This is a genomic window from Mycolicibacterium nivoides (assembly GCF_003855255.1).
GTDB lineage: Bacteria > Actinomycetota > Actinomycetes > Mycobacteriales > Mycobacteriaceae > Mycobacterium > Mycobacterium nivoides.
In genome coordinates this window covers 5,030,321-5,046,223 of the sequence record NZ_CP034072.1, presented here as the reverse complement: position 1 = coordinate 5,046,223, position 15,903 = coordinate 5,030,321, and the positions used below count along the sequence as shown (strand labels likewise).

17 protein-coding genes and 1 pseudogene are annotated in these 15,903 nt (G+C 67.0%); 7 read left to right on the top strand and 11 right to left on the bottom strand.

What is annotated here, in order from left to right; translation table 11 throughout:
* Positions 1-35 precede the first annotated feature (35 nt).
* Genes mmsB through EH231_RS24600 form a run of 3 tightly spaced genes read right to left on the bottom strand, consistent with a single transcriptional unit; the run spans position 36 to position 3,607 of the window.
* Positions 36-908 (bottom strand): 3-hydroxyisobutyrate dehydrogenase, encoded by an 873-nt coding sequence (gene mmsB, locus EH231_RS24610; protein ID WP_090424672.1) that lies wholly within the window; start codon positions 906-908, stop codon positions 36-38.
* 10 nt (positions 909-918) lie between these two features.
* Entirely contained in the window at positions 919-2,079 is a 1,161-nt protein-coding gene (locus tag EH231_RS24605) for an acyl-CoA dehydrogenase family protein (protein ID WP_090424673.1), read from the bottom strand.
* 7 nt (positions 2,080-2,086) lie between these two features.
* On the bottom strand, positions 2,087-3,607 hold the full coding sequence (locus EH231_RS24600) for a CoA-acylating methylmalonate-semialdehyde dehydrogenase (RefSeq protein ID WP_124713499.1): 1,521 nt from the start codon (positions 3,605-3,607) through the stop codon (positions 2,087-2,089).
* Positions 3,608-3,705: 98 nt separating this feature from the next.
* On the opposite strand from EH231_RS24600, the pseudogene EH231_RS24595 reads away from it, so the two are divergent.
* Positions 3,706-4,043, top strand: a pseudogene (locus tag EH231_RS24595) (ABC transporter permease); the annotation flags it as partial.
* A 4-nt stretch (positions 4,044-4,047) separates the two neighbouring features.
* Here the strand turns inward: EH231_RS24595 and EH231_RS24590 are convergent.
* Positions 4,048-4,458, bottom strand: a complete 411-nt coding sequence (locus EH231_RS24590) for a MarR family transcriptional regulator (protein WP_090424675.1) — start codon at positions 4,456-4,458, stop codon at positions 4,048-4,050.
* A 167-nt stretch (positions 4,459-4,625) separates the two neighbouring features.
* On the opposite strand from EH231_RS24590, the gene EH231_RS24585 reads away from it, so the two are divergent.
* From EH231_RS24585 to EH231_RS24570, 4 genes are all read left to right on the top strand, one after another.
* Positions 4,626-5,663 carry a substrate-binding domain-containing protein gene (locus tag EH231_RS24585; RefSeq protein ID WP_090424892.1) on the top strand — a complete coding sequence of 346 codons (1,038 nt, stop codon included), beginning with the start codon at positions 4,626-4,628 and terminating at the stop codon, positions 5,661-5,663.
* A gap of 83 nt (positions 5,664-5,746) precedes the next feature.
* Complete coding sequence (locus EH231_RS24580; protein WP_090424676.1) at positions 5,747-6,376, top strand: AmiS/UreI family transporter; 630 nt, start codon at positions 5,747-5,749, stop codon at positions 6,374-6,376.
* A gap of 30 nt (positions 6,377-6,406) precedes the next feature.
* Complete coding sequence (locus tag EH231_RS24575) at positions 6,407-7,444, top strand: aliphatic amidase (RefSeq protein ID WP_090424677.1); 1,038 nt, start codon at positions 6,407-6,409, stop codon at positions 7,442-7,444.
* Between the two features lie 11 nt (positions 7,445-7,455).
* Positions 7,456-8,535 carry an AAA family ATPase gene (locus tag EH231_RS24570; protein WP_090424678.1) on the top strand — a complete coding sequence of 360 codons (1,080 nt, stop codon included), beginning with the start codon at positions 7,456-7,458 and terminating at the stop codon, positions 8,533-8,535.
* Between the two features lie 3 nt (positions 8,536-8,538).
* Here the strand turns inward: EH231_RS24570 and EH231_RS24565 are convergent, their stop codons facing one another.
* The gene (locus tag EH231_RS24565) at positions 8,539-9,492 is read right to left on the bottom strand and encodes an AraC family transcriptional regulator (RefSeq protein ID WP_124713498.1); all 954 of its coding nucleotides are present in this window, start codon (positions 9,490-9,492) and stop codon (positions 8,539-8,541) included.
* A gap of 83 nt (positions 9,493-9,575) precedes the next feature.
* Between EH231_RS24565 and EH231_RS24560 the strand changes: the two genes are divergently transcribed.
* Complete coding sequence (locus EH231_RS24560; protein ID WP_090424893.1) at positions 9,576-10,271, top strand: alpha/beta hydrolase; 696 nt, start codon at positions 9,576-9,578, stop codon at positions 10,269-10,271.
* Here EH231_RS24560 and EH231_RS24555 read toward each other — a convergent pair.
* Entirely contained in the window at positions 10,268-11,137 is an 870-nt protein-coding gene (locus EH231_RS24555) for an EamA family transporter (RefSeq protein WP_124713497.1), read from the bottom strand. The two genes, EH231_RS24560 and EH231_RS24555, sit on opposite strands and share 4 nt — an antisense overlap.
* A gap of 10 nt (positions 11,138-11,147) precedes the next feature.
* On the bottom strand, positions 11,148-11,768 hold the full coding sequence (locus EH231_RS24550; RefSeq protein WP_090424681.1) for a TetR/AcrR family transcriptional regulator: 621 nt from the start codon (positions 11,766-11,768) through the stop codon (positions 11,148-11,150).
* 99 nt (positions 11,769-11,867) lie between these two features.
* On the opposite strand from EH231_RS24550, the gene EH231_RS24545 reads away from it, so the two are divergent.
* On the top strand, positions 11,868-12,989 hold the full coding sequence (locus EH231_RS24545) for a DmpA family aminopeptidase (protein ID WP_090424682.1): 1,122 nt from the start codon (positions 11,868-11,870) through the stop codon (positions 12,987-12,989).
* Here EH231_RS24545 and EH231_RS24540 read toward each other — a convergent pair.
* The 4 genes from EH231_RS24540 to EH231_RS24525 form a co-directional block, all read right to left on the bottom strand.
* Positions 12,983-13,333 (bottom strand): hypothetical protein, encoded by a 351-nt coding sequence (locus EH231_RS24540; protein ID WP_234941134.1) that lies wholly within the window; start codon positions 13,331-13,333, stop codon positions 12,983-12,985. The genes EH231_RS24545 and EH231_RS24540 overlap by 7 nt on opposite strands.
* Positions 13,334-13,423: 90 nt before the next feature.
* Positions 13,424-14,029, bottom strand: a complete 606-nt coding sequence (locus EH231_RS24535) for a dTDP-4-dehydrorhamnose 3,5-epimerase family protein (RefSeq protein WP_124713496.1) — start codon at positions 14,027-14,029, stop codon at positions 13,424-13,426.
* Positions 14,026-15,021: a dTDP-glucose 4,6-dehydratase gene (gene rfbB / locus EH231_RS24530; protein WP_124713495.1), complete on the bottom strand. Its 996-nt coding sequence runs from the start codon at positions 15,019-15,021 to the stop codon at positions 14,026-14,028. Before rfbB ends, EH231_RS24535 begins: the two co-directional genes overlap by 4 nt.
* Positions 15,022-15,046: 25 nt before the next feature.
* On the bottom strand, positions 15,047-15,898 hold the full coding sequence (locus EH231_RS24525; RefSeq protein WP_124713494.1) for an LLM class F420-dependent oxidoreductase: 852 nt from the start codon (positions 15,896-15,898) through the stop codon (positions 15,047-15,049).
* Between the last annotated feature and the right edge of the window lie 5 nt (positions 15,899-15,903).

The following is a 15,903-nucleotide window of genomic DNA, read 5'->3' as shown; positions in this document are numbered from 1 at the left end:
TCGTCCGCCGTGGCCGTTACGAACGTGAGGACGAATCAGCTGCGCAGCGTCTCGATGACCGCGCTGAAATCCTTGTCCGCATGGTCGACGGCGAACTTCGCATAGATCTCGGCGGCGTGCGTGCCCAGCGGGGCCGACGAACCCGTGGACTCGACGGCGGCCATCGCCAGGCCCAGGTCCTTGTTCATCAGCGCGGTGGCGAACCCCGGCTTGAAATCGTTGTTCGCCGGGGAGGTGGGCACCGGGCCGGGAACCGGGCAGTTCGTGTGCACGGCCCAGCAGTTGCCGGTCGCGCCCGTGATCACGTCGAACAGCGCCTGCTTGTCCAGGCCCAATTTCTCGGCCAGCACGAACGCCTCGCCGACGGCGATCTGCTGCACCGCCAGCACCATGTTGTTGCACACCTTGGCGGCCTGGCCCGCCCCGGTGGCACCGCAGTGAATGATCTTGCCCGCCATGGGTTCCAGCACCGTGCGGCCACGCTCGACCGCCTCGTCCTCGCCACCCACCATGAAGGCCAGCGTCCCGGCCACCGCGCCCTTGACACCACCGGAAACCGGGGCGTCGAGCTGGGCGAAGCCGTGATCGAGCGCAAGCTTGTGCACCTCGCGGGCATCGTCGACCGAGATCGTCGAGCTGTCGATGAACAGTGCCCCGTCGGCGGCGGCAGGCAGCACCTCGGCGTAACAGCTCTTCACCAACGCGCCGTTGGGCAGCATGGTGATCACCACGTCAGCGCCGGCAACAGCCTCCGCGCCGGTGCCGAACACGTTGACGCCGTTGGTCTTTGCCGCCTCCTGTGCGGCGGGAACCGGATCGAAGCCGCGCACGGTGTGCCCGGCGGTCACCAGGTTGGCGGCCATCGGCCCGCCCATGTTGCCCAGCCCCAAGAACGCGATCGTGCTCACTCAAGTCTCCCTATCCGGTGGCGCGGGCCCGGGCCGATTCGGATCGGCCGATGACCACGCGCATGATTTCGTTGGTTCCCTCAAGAATGCGGTGCACCCGCAGATCCCGGACGATTTTCTCCAGACCGTACTCGCGCAGATACCCGTAGCCGCCGTGCAACTGCAGCGCCTGATCGGCCACCTCGAAGCACTTGTCGGTGACATACAGCTTGGCCATCGCGCACAGCGTGACCTTGTCGGGATGGTTGGCGTCCAGCGCGGAGGCCGCCCGCCACAACATGTTTCGTGACGTCTCCAGGCCGGTGGCCATATCGGCGAGGGTGAACCGGATGGTCGGCTCGTCGAGCAGGGCCCCGCCGAACGCCTGGCGGTCGGCCAGATAGCCCAGTGCCTTGTCGTAGGCGGCCTGCGCTCCGCCGAGCGAGCAGGCGGCGATGTTGATCCGGCCGCCGTTCAGTCCGTTCATCGCGATCCCGAAACCGGTGCCCTCGGTGCTGCCCAGCAGCGCCTCGGCCGGAACCCGGACACCTTCGAAGATCACCTGAGCGGTGGGCTGGGCATTCCAGCCCATCTTCTGCTCCTGTGCGCCGAAACTCAGCCCCGCCGCGTCCTTTTCGACGACGAACGCGGAAATGCCCTTCGGGCCGTCGGCACCGGTGCGGGCCATCACCACGTACACATCGGAACTGCCTGCGCCGGAGATGAACTGCTTGACCCCGTCGAGGACGTAGTCGCTGCCGTCGCGGACCGCTCTGGTCCGCAGCGCCGCGGCGTCCGAGCCGGCACCCGGTTCGGTGAGGCAGTAGCTGGCGATGGCCTCCATCGACGCCAGCCTGGGTACCCAGGTCTTGCGCTGCTCCTCGGTGCCGAAGCTGTCCACCATCCACGCGCACATGTTGTGGATGGACAGGAACGCCGCCAGGGTGGGGTCGGCCGCGGCGAGCGCCTCGAAGATGCGCACCGCATCCAGCCGGCGCAGCCCGCTGCCGCCCGCGTCCTCACCGCAGTAGATGGCGCCCATGCCGAGTTCGGCCGCCTCGCGCAACACGTCGGTGGGGAAGTGATGGGTCTCATCCCATTCCAACGCGTATGGCGCGATGCGCTTTTCGGCGAACGCGGCCGCCGTCTCGGCGATCACGCGTTCGTCTTCGTCCAGGTCGTGCAGATTCACAGGTGTGCTACTTCATGGTCGGGATGACGAACTCGGCGCCATCCTTGATGCCCGACGGCCACCGCTCCGTGACGGTCTTGGTCTTGGTGTAGAACAGGATCGAATGCGGCCCGTGCTGGTTGAGATCGCCGAATCCGGACCGCTTCCAGCCACCGAAGGTGTGGTAGGCCACCGGAACCGGGATCGGCACGTTGACGCCGACCATGCCGACCTGCACGCGGGAGACGAAGTCGCGCGCGGCATCCCCGTCACGGGTGAAGATCGCGACGCCGTTGCCGTACTCGTGCTCGGATGGCAGCTTGAGCGCTTCCTCGTAGTCGTGGGCCCGGACGATGCACAGCACCGGACCGAAGATCTCGTCGGTATAGATCGACATGTCGGTGGTGACGTTGTCGAACAGCGTGGGGCCGATGAAGTAGCCGCTCTCGAGGCTGGCGTCGCCGAAGGTCAGCTCGTTGCTCGCGCGCTCGCGGCCGTCGACCACGAGTTCGGCGCCGGCCTCGACACCCTGGCCGATGTAGTCGCGCACCCGCTCGAGAGCCGCGCCGGTGACCAGCGGTCCGTAGTCGGCCTTGGGATCGAGGCTGTGCCCGACCCGCAGCTGGTTGATCCGCTCGACGAGCCTGGCGCGCAACCGGTTCGCGGTGTCTTCGCCGACCGGCACCGCGACGCTGATGGCCATGCAGCGCTCGCCTGCGCTGCCGTAGCCGGCGCCGATCAACGCGTCGACGGCCTGATCCAGGTCGGCGTCGGGCATCACGATCATGTGGTTCTTGGCGCCGCCGAAGCACTGTGCGCGCTTGCCGTGTGCGGCCGCGCCCGCGTAGATGTACTGCGCGATGTCGGAGCTGCCGACGAAGCCGACCGCCTTGATCTCGGGGTGCTCGAGGATCGCGTCGACGGCTTCCTTGTCGCCCTGCACCACCTGGAACACGCCGGCCGGCAGACCGGCCTCGATGAACAGCTCGGCCAGCCGAAGCGGAACCGAGGGATCACGCTCGGACGGCTTGAGCACGAACGCATTTCCGCACGCCAGCGCCGGGCCGGCCTTCCACAGGGGGATCATCGCCGGGAAGTTGAAGGGGGTGATGCCCGCGACCACGCCCAGCGGCTGGCGGATGGAGTACACGTCGATGCCGGTGCCCGCGCCCTCGGTGAACTCACCCTTGAGCAGGTGGGGGATACCGACCGAGAACTCGATGACCTCAAGTCCGCGCTGGATGTCGCCCAGTGAGTCGGCGACGGTCTTGCCGTGTTCCAGGGAGAGCAGCTCGGCGAGTTCATCGGAATTCTGGTTCACCAGCTCGATGAACTTCATCAGTACGCGGGCGCGGCGCTGCGGGTTGTAGGCGGCCCATTCTTTCTGGGCCTCGACGGCGCCGGCCACCGCGGCGTCGACGTCGGCGACTGAGGCCAGGACCACCTGTGCCTGCACCTGGCCGGTGCTGGGGTTGAGCACGTCGGCGGTGCGGGTCGACCCGGCGGTGGTGCGCTTGCCGTTGATGAAGTGGGGGATCTGAGTGGTCATGGCGTTCCGTCCCAAGAGAGATGCGCAGTTATGTGGCTCGGGGCATACCCGAGATACTTGCATATCCTAGTAATTGGTCGGAGTGTTTGGCAAGGGTTTGCGACGGGCTTCCGGGTACGCGGTCTTTCTTTACGGCACTGATACCGATCGGGGTGGTTGCCGGGCTGTCCGCCGTCGTGACAGTGCTGTTGATAATCGCGCTGGCAGGAAACAAGATCCGCTGGGCATGCTCATCGCCGGGCTGCCGTGCCTGCCCTGGTTCATCGACTCGCCGTGGAATCTGGCCTTCGGCGTGCTGCCGCCCTATTGGGCGGCCAAGGCGTTCTGGGTCGCCACCGCACACGGCACCTGGTGGCCGTATCTGGTGGGTGGTGTGGTGTACAACCTGGCGATCGCCGGGCCGTTGTTCCGCCGATTCCTGGCCAAGAACAGCTGACGGGTCAGCCGCTGGCTCGCATCCACGGGCTGACGCCGTACTCGTCGAACCAGGCCTGTTCGGCCGGGCGGACCGTGGTGAGCAGACGGGCATGCAGTGCGGTGCCCCGCTTGCTCAGATTCACCCGCACCTTCCGGCGGTCGTCGGCGTCGACCTCGCGGAACACCAGGGCCCGACCGGCCAACCGGTCGACCACGCGGGTCAATGTGGGCGCGGCGGCCTGGGTCTGGGCGCGTAACTCCGCCATCGTCAGGCCCGGGGAATCGGCCAGCGCCGTCAAGACCAGCCAGTCGTCGAGCGTCAGGTCTTCGCCGCTCACCTGGCGTTCGATGACGGCGCCGAGCATGCGTGCCGCCCGAAGGACCTCGCTGCTGGTCGGCGTGGCGGGGCCGTCCGATGGGAGCACGTCTGTCATCGCGTCCGCCCTCCCAACTGGCGATTGCCTCGCACCGCCTACGCGAGGATACTTCCAATTGGAATGATTCTAGCCGACCATCTCGTCTACCCGGTAACGAGGATTGGACTGCGGGGGTGAACGTACGAGTACGCACCGTCGGCCGCGATGCCGAATGGCGGCTGGCGATGGTGGTGCCGCTGCAAGGGCCCGCCGGGATCTTCGGGCCGGCCTGCGAAGCGGTCGGAGACCTGGTCGCGCATGACCTCAACGCGGCCGGAGGGGTGATGGGCCGCGAAGTCCACATCGAGGTGGTCGACGGGGGCGCGCCTCCGTCGGCGGTGGCGGCCGAAGTGCGGCGGCTGATCGACGGTGGGCATGTCGACGCCGTGAGCGGATGGCACATCTCGTCAGTGCGCCATGCCCTGGCGCCGGTGGTGGCCGGCCGGGTGCCGTACTCGTATCCCGCCCTGTACGAAGGCGGTGAGCGTCGGCGGGGGATCTATTGCTGCGGCGAGACACCCGACCAGCAGATCGCGCCTGCGCTGCGCTGGATGCGCGACAACCTCGGCATCCGGAAGTGGTTCGTCGTCGGCGATGACTACGTGTGGCCGCGGACGTCGTTGTCCGAGGTCCGCCGGTATGTCCAGGAGCTGTCCCTGGATCTGGTCGGCGGTTCGTTCGTGGCGCTCGGCCAGGGGGATATCGCCCGACTCGTCGACAAAGTCGCCCGGTCGCGGTGTGAGGCCGTGCTGATGCTGTTGGTCGGTCAGGATGCCGTCGATTTCAATCGGGCGTTCGCGCAACGTGGGCTGCACGAGGAACTGCTGCGGTTCAGTCCGCTGATGGACGAGAACATGTTGATCGCGAGCGGGCACGATGCGACCCAGGGACTGTTCGTCGCGGCGTCCTACTTTCGCTCGATGGTGGGACGTAACTCGATGGAACTGCTCGACCGATATCTGGCGGTGAACGGGTCGGGCGCTCCCGCGCTGGGGAACGCGGCCGAATCCTGTTATGAGGGAGCGTATTTCCTGGCCGAGATGATCCGTCGGTCTGGTGACAGGGTGGATATCGAGGCGGTCGCCGACGGGGCCGCCTACGACAGTCCGCGCGGCACGGTCGAGTTCAGCGGACACCACACGCGCCAGCCGGTTCACCTTGCGGTTGCCGACGGAGTCGATTTCGAGATTGTCACGACGCTGCCCGCGCATTTGTGTGACTGATCCGCGCCATCTGTTGACAGTGTGGCAGCCGTCACTTACTTTCATTTGGACATATTCCATCTGGAAGTAATTGAGGTGCCTTGATGGGCAACGTCGGTCTGCTTTATGTCGGTGCAGTGCTTTTCGTCAACGGGTTGATGTTGTTGGACGTGGTGCCGGCCCGGTCAGCGGCGGTGCTCAACCTGTTCGTCGGTGCCCTGCAGTGTGTGCTGCCGACCGTCATGTTGGTCATGGCCGCCGGGGACCCGGCCGCCACCCTGGCGGCATCGGGTCTGTACCTGTTCGGATTCACCTACCTGTACGTCGGGATCGTCAACCTGGCCGGGCTGGAACCTGAAGGCATCGGCTGGTTTTCGCTATTCGTCGCGGGCGGAGCGGTGGTCTACTCCGCCCTGTCGTTCACCGTGGTGAACGATCCCGTGTTCGGCGTCATCTGGCTCGCTTGGGCAGCGCTGTGGCTGCTGTTCTTCCTGGTGCTCGGGCTGCACCGGGACCGGCTGGCCCGCTTCACCGGCTGGTCGGTGGTGTTGCTAAGCCAGCCGACCTGCACGCTTCCCGCATTCCTGATGCTCAGCGGCAACTATCACACCTCGCCGGGCATCGCGGCGATCTGGGCGGTAGGGCTCGCCGCCCTGGTCTTCGTCGCGAAGGCGCTCAGTTCTCACCGGTCGCATCAAGCACGCACGGCTGCAAACGAACCCGCTTACAGCTGAATCATCACCACCCCCATCAAGGAGTAGTCAATGAGGCACGGAGATATCTCGTCCAGCAACGACACCGTCGGCGTCGCCGTGGTGAACTACAAGATGCCCCGGTTGCACAGCCGGGCCGAAGTGCTCGACAACGCCCGCAAGATCGCGGACATGCTGATCGGCATGAAGTCGGGTCTTCCCGGCATGGATCTCGTTGTGTTCCCCGAATACTCGACTCAGGGAATCATGTACGACGAACAGGAGATGTACGACACGGCGGCCACCGTCCCGGGCGACGAGACCGCCATCTTCTCGGCCGCCTGCCGGGAAGCCGGAACGTGGGGTGTCTTCTCGATCACCGGTGAGCGCCATGAGGACCACCCGAACAAGCCCCCGTACAACACCCTCGTGCTGATCGACGACAAGGGCGACATCGTCCAGAAGTACCGCAAGATCCTGCCGTGGTGCCCGATCGAGGGTTGGTACCCGGGCGACACCACTTACGTCACCGACGGCCCGAAGGGTCTCAAGATCTCCCTGATCATCTGCGACGACGGGAATTACCCGGAGATCTGGCGGGACTGCGCGATGAAGGGAGCCGAGCTGATCGTGCGCTGCCAGGGCTACATGTACCCGGCCAAGGAGCAACAGGTGTTGATGGCCAAGGCCATGGCCTGGGCGAACAATTGCTATGTGGCAGTTGCCAATGCGGCTGGCTTCGACGGGGTCTACTCCTACTTCGGCCATTCGGCGATCATCGGTTTCGACGGGCGTACGCTCGGCGAGACCGGCGAGGAAGAGTACGGGATTCAGTACGCGCAGCTGTCTTTGGCCGCGATCCGTGATGCGCGGGAAAACGATCAGTCCCAGAATCACCTGTTCAAGCTGCTGCATCGCGGCTATTCCGGCGTGCATGCCGCCGGCGACGGCGACAAGGGCGTCGCCGACTGCCCGTTCGAGTTCTACAAGCTGTGGGTGACCGACGCGCAGAAGGCCCAGGAGCGGGTGGAGTCGATCACCAGGACCACGGTCGGAGTCGCCGACTGCCGAGTCGGTTCACTGCCGGTCGAGCAGACCATCGAAGCCTGAAGGGGCACGCGTTGCCATACCTCACCGACATGTACCACGAGCAGAACCGCAACTCGGCGCGGGTGGCCGAAGAGCCCGCCGCCCAGGCGGGTTACTCCGGAGGTTTCGATCCCGAAGTGCTGTCGCGGAAGTTGAACGCGGCAATTCTGGGACAACGTTCCGCGGTCGACGCTGTGGTGCGCGCGGTCTCGATCGCGCACATCGGTGTGACCGACCCCGGCCGGCCTCTGTCCAGCGTGCTGCTGGCTGGGCCGACCGGGGTCGGGAAGACCGAACTGGTGCGTCAGGTCGCGGCAGCTCTGCGGACCGGCCCGGACGACATGTGCCGCATCGACATGAGTGCACTGGCCCAAGAGCACTACGCCGCATCGCTGTCGGGTGCGCCCCCGGGCTACGCGGGCAGCAAGGAATCGTTCACTCTGTTCGACAAGGCCAAGATCGAGGGCGGACCGTATCTGCCGGGCATCGTGTTGTTCGACGAAGTCGAAAAGGCCGACGCCACCGTACTGCGGGCCCTGCTGCACGTGCTGGATACCGGTGAACTGCGGTTGGCCAACGGCCAGCAGAAGATCTCCTTTCGCAACAGCTACATCTTTCTGACTTCCAACCTCGGCTCTTTGGAAGCTGCCGCGCTGCAGCGGTCCAGGCGGAAACGATGGCGACGCATCGGGCGGCCGGCGGTCAGGGCCACCGAACTGGTCCGCGAAGCAGTTGAGTCATTCTTCGATCCAGAGTTCTTCAACCGCATCGACGAGACCGTTGTGTTCGACGCGTTTGACGATGGCACGGCAGAAGGCGTGACACGCAAGGAGATCTATGACCTGATCGGCAGGCTCAAGCGTCGCGGGGTGGCGCTCGACGTGGACGACGATGTCGTCGATTTCGTTCGGCGCAAGGGATTCGATCCGGTGTACGGGGCCCGGGGTCTGCGGCGGGCCATTCGCTCGGAGCTGGCCGAACCCGTCGCACGTGCCGTCCTCACCCACCGCGCGTCGCCGTCGGGTCCGCTCGCCCTGAGGGCGCACCTTGTCGAGAGAGAACTGGTGTTCATCTCCGTCGTCGATGCCGAGCCGACAGACAGCCGGCCGTGAGGTTCAGGAGCTCAGCCCGTTGCGCCAGCGCAAGGGCGGCTCGCCGTACCGGCGCTGGAACGCACGGCTGAACGCGGAATCGGATGTGTAGCCGACGGCCTGCCCGATCCTGCTGACCGAGGTGGTGGTGGACCGGAGCAGGTCCGCGGCGCGGTCGAGCCGGCGCTCCGTGACGTAGGCGGCCGGGGACTGCCCGAACAGGCGGGTGAACCGTTCGGCGAACGTGGACCGCGAATGCCGGGCAAGGTCGGCGAGTTCGGTGACCGACCACGGATGTGCCGGATCGTTGTGCACAGCGGTGAGCACCGGACCCAGTTGAGGGTCCATCGCCGCGGTGAGCCACCCTGGAGTCGCATCGGCGGACCTGGACCACTCACGCAGGGCGTGGATGAACAACAGATCCAGAATGCGGGAGATCATCACTCTCGCGCCCGGCCGGGGTTCTGTGGTCTCGGCCAGCAACAGCTGCAGGCTCAGCGGCAGCCACTCGTGGCCCGGCGCGTCGGCCCGGATCATGATGGCCGGCGGCAGCACGGACAACAGTGGGTCGGCAACCGCGCTGTCGACGGCGAAGATTCCGCTGAGCCACCGTGGCGAGCCCGAATCCTCTTGCTCGGCGCCAGAATTCCGGTCGCTTCCCGACAGTGTGCGGGGGCCGGCGGGAACGCCGTGGGAGATGCTGTGGGCGTCGCCGCGGGCCAGCAGTGCCATGTCGCCGGCATCCATCGACAGGGTCTGATCGCCGATGTGCAGGGTGAGTCCGTCGGTCTCGGCGACGTGCAGTACTCGGGCTGCGGCCGGAATGGTCACGTGGAAGGGCGCGGTCGGCGACCACCGCGTCACGGCGTCCCCACGGAGGCGCACGGTGCGCAGGATCTCCGACAGGGCGTCCGAACCGGTTGGGCTCGCCGGCATCAGCGCCAGAGGATCGGCTAATTTTCCCGGCGAATCGGTCATGGCTGTTGCCTCATCCTCCAAATATGGTGGAACGATCGCGGGTGGTCAACGCCTGGGAGTCCGAGACCGAGGAGGGGCCGAATATGACCGACAAGCCGGCAATCGTTCTGGTGCACGGGTTTTGGGGTGGGGCGGCGCACTGGGCGAAGGTGATCGTGGAACTGCGCCAGCGCGGCTACGAAAAGCTGTATGCCGTGGAGAACCCGCTCACGTCCCTGCGGGACGACGCGCACCGCACGCAGCAGATGGTCAAGCAGGTCGACGGGCCTGTGCTGCTGGTCGGCCATTCGTACGGTGGCGCGGTCATCACGGAAGCGGGGGATCTGCCCAACGTCGTCGGCCTGGTCTACGTCGCGGCTTTCGCGCCCGACGCGGGGGAGAGCCCCGGCCAGATCAGTGAGCAACAGCCCCCGGCGGCGTTCGAGAACATCGCGCCGGACTCGGATGGCTACCTGTGGATCAAGCAGGACAAATTCTCCGAGAGCTTCGCCCAGGATCTGCCCGACGACGAGACCCTGGTGATGGCGGTGACCCAGAAGGCGCCGCTCGGTTCGACCTTCGGTGACGCCGTGTCGAGCCCGGCCTGGAAGAGCAAGCCCGTCTGGTATCAGGTGTCGACCGCGGACCGGATGATCCACCCGGACAACGAGCGCCGGATGGCGCAGCGGATGAACCCCCGCAAGATCATCGAACTCGACGCCAGCCACGCGTCGTTGGCGTCCCAGCCCACCGCGATCGCGGATCTGATCGACGAGGCGGTGGCCGAACTCGGCGGCTAGCCGAGCGGCTCGACCGGGCCCGCATGCGCGGAGCGCACCGCGCCGATGCTCGCGACGGTGACCAGGGCGACGCCCAGATAGCCGAGCAATCCGATCTGCTGGCCGAGCACCGCGAGCCCGGCCAGCGCGGCGGTGACCGGTGACAGGCAGGTCAGCACGGCGAAGGTGGCAGGCGTGAGACGGCGCAGGGATATCAACTCCAACGAGTACGGGATCACCGAGGACAACACCCCGACCGCCGCGCCCACTCCGAGCACGCGCCAGTCGAGTGCGTCCAGGTGCACCGAGGTCACCGCGAACGGGGCGACGACGAGGGCGCCCATGGCCGTGGCCAGTGCCAGGCCGTCGACGCGACGGAACTCTGCGGCGGTCCGTGCAGAGGCCAGGATGTAGCCGGCCCAGGCCACCCCCGCGGCAGCCGCGAAGGCGAATCCGGTGGCCTCGAAGTGCCCGCCGCCCCCGTGTGGCAGGCCCAGCATCGCGACCCCGGCGAAGGCCAGCACGGCCCACAGCCACGCGGCCCAACGCGTACTCGTCACCACCGAAAGGATCAGCGGGCCAAGGGCTTCGATGGTCACCGCGACGCCGAGCGGAATGCGATCGATGGCGAAGTAGAAGCAGAAGTTCATCGTGCCCAGCGTCGCGGCCAGTGCGATCGCCGCGCCCCAGGCCTGCCGCGTCAGGCCCCGCACCGATGGGCGGACCGCCGCGCACAGGATGACGCCGGCGACCGCGAAGCGGGCGAACAAGGCCCCCACGGTGCCGACCGCGGCGAACAGGCCGACCGCGAATGCCGCGCCCACCTCCTGGCTGATCGCGGCGATCACCACCAACAGCGCAGCCCCGAGTGGGGCGCGCGTGGTCACACCGCCACCGTCACACCGTCACCGGAAGGCGGGCCCCCGTCGCCAGTTCGGCGTAGCCCCGCATCAGCCGTAGCGCGGTGGCGCGGTCGAGGTCCGGGTCCCGTGCCACGATGCGGTACCCGAGATAGTCCTCCATGGACATCAATGTCATGGCGATATCGCGTGCGGGTGCGGTCAGTGTGAAAATGCCCGCGGTAGAGCCTGTTTCGAGGATCTGAGCGTAGAGGCCCACCTGTCGGTGATAGATGTGCTGAATGTCGTGGCGCTGATCGAGCACGAAGCCGGCGGCCATGACGGCCCGCCAGATCGACCGCCACTCGACGTCCTCCGGCCCGGACGGCAACCCGGCGGCGATCATGAACGCGATCTGATCCCGGGCATCCTCGGTGCGCTCCACGACCGCGAGCCGGTCGTCGTAGAACTTGCTGTCCGAGCGCTGGGCGAGGGCCGACAGCAGTTGGTCCATCTCCCGGAAGTAGTAGCGCACGGCGTTGGGCGTCAGATTGAGCTCAGCGGCGACGTCGGCGATCCGGAACGTGGTCAGATCGTTGCGCTCGATCAAAGCGATCGTGGCGTCGAGGATCTCCTCACGTCGTTGAGCCTGTCGATTCGGCCGTCCCACGGGTCCCATCCTTCACGACTTCGTCACGTTGAGTTGACGCCGGTGGTTACCCGCCGCCATTATTTTCCAATCCTGAAAAGAATTTGGCCACAACTTTCCGGAGGACGCATGCTGGACTGCTCCTCGCGGCGTCCGCGCGCCCGCGACATCGGGGTTGTGATCGGTGAGCACCCCACGGGGCTGAACAACGCCATCACCGATGTGGCCGGCGTACGCGTCGGGCACACCACGATCCAGCGGCCCGGACCCAACCCGGTCAACACCGGCGTCACCGTCGTGATCCCCCACCCCGAGATCTTCACCGAGCCGGTGTTCGCCGGCGCGCACCGGCTCAACGGCAGCGGCGAGCTCACCGGACTGGAGTGGATCCGCGAGTCCGGCGAACTGACCACACCCATCGGCCTGACCAACACCCACAGCGTCGGTGTCGTGCGCGACACGCTGGTCCAGGCCCAGGTGCAGGCCCGCGGCGACGGGCTCTACTGGTCCCTGCCAGTCGTGGGGGAGACCTACGACGGGCTGCTCAACGACATCAACGGGCACCACGTCCGCCCCGAACACGTGGGCGCCGCACTGGCCGACGCCACGGGCGGCCCGGTCGCCGAGGGCAACGTCGGCGGCGGGACCGGCATGATCTGCCACGGCTTCAAGGGTGGGATCGGAACCGCGTCTCGGGTCACCGAGACCGTGGCCGGGCCGTACACCGTCGGCGTGCTCGTGCAGGCGAATCACGGTCGGCGGGAACGCCTTCGGGTCAACGGAGTGCCCGTCGGGGAGATGGTCAGTGCCGAGCTGGTGCCGACCCCCGACCTTCCGATGCCGTACCCGGCGGGGTCCGGCTCGATCATCGTCGTGATCGCCACCGACGCCCCGCTGCTGCCACACCAGTGCACCCGGCTCGCGCAACGCTCGGCCCTGGCCGTCGGCCGGGTCGGCGGGACGGGTGAGCAGTACAGCGGCGACCTGATGCTGGCCTTCTCCACCGGCAACCGGGGAATCCCGCCATACGGGTGGGACGAGAACCCCGACGCCAACCGCCCCGAGATCGCGGTGCGCATGGTGGCGCCACAGTTGATGACCCGCCTGTTCGACCTGGCCATCGAGGCCACCGAGGAGGCCATCGTCAATGCCTTGGTGGCCGCCGAGACCATGACCGGCCGCGGCGGGTTGACCGCCCACGCGCTCGACCACAAGCTGCTGCACTCGGCGCTGGTGCTGGAAGGTCATTGACCTAGGTCGGCGGGTCCGCACGGCCGGGGGAGGAACAGCGACCAACACATGTTCGGAGGCTGCCAGGGATACGGCGGCGGTGGGTTGTCACCTTCCCACACCGTGGACGAGACGTTGCCCTGACCGGCGTTGACGTAGTGGTAGCTGTGGCAGACGTTCCAGTCCCAGTTCGGCCGGGCATCCGCAGGCGTGTTGAACCCGCCGCCGTACCCGCCCGGTTCATCGCCGGGACACCATTGGTACGGGCCGCCGGCATGGGCGGCACCACTCCCGAATGCCAGGCCGGCCAGGGCCAGGCCGCCGGACACGAGCATCGTCGTCGCAAACTTCCAGGCTCGGTTCATGGCGGTCTCGTTTCGTCGGGCGCGTGTCACGCTGATGCGCCCATCGTCGCCCCGCCGGACGGCCCCGTATGCAGTAGCGGACTACCTCATTCAGCCCTGCACGCGGGCGCGCAACTCGTCGGCGAACGCGCGGGTGTCGTCCCACGTCGGCAACAGCCCCGCAGCCCGCACCTGCTCCAGCGTCGGGGCGGCCGCGTCCCGGTCGGACAGCACCGGCTCGCCCTCGATCGGCCAGTCGATCCCCAGGCCGGTGGCCAAGACGGTGTGCTCCCGATCCGGGCTGTACGGCGCCGAACACAGGTACATCACCGTCGAGCCGTCCTGCAGCGACAGGAAGGCGTGACCGAGCCCCTCGGACAGGTACACCGAACGCCGGTCGTGGTCGTCGAGCAGCACGGAATCCCACTGCCCGAAAGTCGGGGAGCCCACCCGGATGTCGACCACCACGTCGAGCACGGCCCCGCGCACACACGTCACGTACTTGGCCTGGCTGGGCGGTAGTTCGGCGAAGTGGACACCGCGCAGCACCCCGGCCGCCGACACCGAGCAATTGGCCTGCCGCAGGTCGAAGCGGTGCCCGGTCATCTCGGTGAATCCGGCGTCGGTGAACCATTCGAAGAACAGCCCGCGCGCGTCGCCGTGCAGCTTGGGTGTGATCTCCCACGCGCCGGGGATGGTCAGTTCGCGTGCGGTCACTGGCCGCGCTCCGCATACGCGCCTTCTACCGCATCTTTCAAAGGGCCCCACCAGGATTCGTTGTTGCGGTACCAGTCGATGGTGGCCGCGAGGCCTTCGTCGAAATCGGTGTGCTTGGGGGCCCAGCCCAGTTCGTCGTGCAGGCCCGACGGGTCGATGGCGTAGCGCAGATCATGCCCGGCCCGGTCGGTGACATGGTCGAAGTCGTCCGGGTCGCGGCCCATCAGCCGCAGCAGGGTGCGCATCACCGTCAGGTTGTCGCGCTCGCACTCGGCGCCGATCAAGTAGGTCTGCCCGCTGCGGCCGTCGGCGAGAATCTGCCAGACCGCACGGTTGTGGTCATCGACATGGATCCAGTCACGGACATTCGCGCCCGCGCCGTAGAGCTTGGGCCGCCGGCCGGTGAGGATGTTGGTGATCTGGCGCGGGATGAATTTCTCCACGTGCTGGTACGGGCCGTAGTTGTTGGAGCAGTTCGAAATCGTCGCGCGCACACCGTAAGAGCGCACCCAGGCCCGCACCAGCAGGTCGGCGGCGGCCTTGGTGGACGAGTACGGGCTCGACGGGTTGTACGGCGTTCCCGGGGTGAACCGGGCCGGGCTGTCGAGCTCGAGATCGCCGTACACCTCGTCGGTGGAGATGTGGTGCAACCGGACCCCATGTGCGCGGACCGCCTCCAGCACGGTGAAGGTGCCGATGACGTTGCTGTGCAGGAACGGCTGCGGATTCGCCACCGAGTTGTCGACGTGGGTCTCGGCGGCGAAGTGCACGACGGCGTCGACCTCGCCGACCAACTTGTTCACCAACTCGGCGTCGGCGACGTCGCCCTGCACCAGCCGAATCCGGTCGGCCACCGGCGCCAACGACTCCTGGCTGCCCGCGTACGTCATCGCGTCGAGCACAGTCACCGACGTGGTGAGTGCCTCCTGAAGGGCGAGATGCACGAAGTTCGCCCCGATGAACCCGGCGCCGCCGGTGACCAGTAGCCGCATGGGTCAACCCTAATGGGCAAACCCCTCAGCTTTTGAGACCCAGCGGCCCGGCCAGCTCGGTCAACGTCGGGATCAGCTTGTCAGGACCGCCGAGTACCTGGATCGCGACGTGGTCGGCGCCATTGGCGACATGTTGCTGCAAACGCGCCGCGATGGCGTCTGCCGTGCCATGCGCGACGACCGCGTCGATCAGTTTGTCGCTGCCGGGCTTGGTGATGTCATTTTCGGTGAAACCGAGTCGGCGCCAGTTGTTGAGGTAATTGCTCAGATTCAGATAGAAGTCGACCGTGTCGCGTCCGATCGCGCGGGCCGCGACGCCGTCGGTGGTCAGTACCACCTTGTGCTCGGGTGCGAGGAACACCGCCTCGCCGATCACGTCACGGGCATGCGCGGTGTGCTCGGGCGTCGTGAGGTAGGGGTGCGCGCCGGCGCTGCGCTGCGCCGAGAGCTTGAGCACCTTGTCGCCCAGCGCGGCGATCACCAGACGGCTGGTCGGTACTTTGGCCGCGTCCAGCACGTCGAGGTAGTCGACCAGTGCCTCATACGGCTTGCGGTATTCGCCGGTGTGTTCGGGATGCCCCACCCCGATGCCGAGCAGGAACCGGCCGGGGTGTGCCGCCTCGATGCGGTGGAACGATTCGGCGACCGCGTTGGCGTCGGCCGTCCAGATGTTGACGATGCCGGTGGCCAGCTGAAGCGTCTCGGTGCGCTCGAGGATGGGTTCGGCGAACGCGAGGTCGGCGGCCGGAGAACCGCCCACCCACAGCGCGCCGTAACCGAGCTTCTCGATCTCGACGGCCTGCTCCGGTTGCACCGCCCCGAACGTCCACACCCCGTAGCGACCTAGATCCGGCTTCAGCGAGAGCGATTCGGTCATTTACA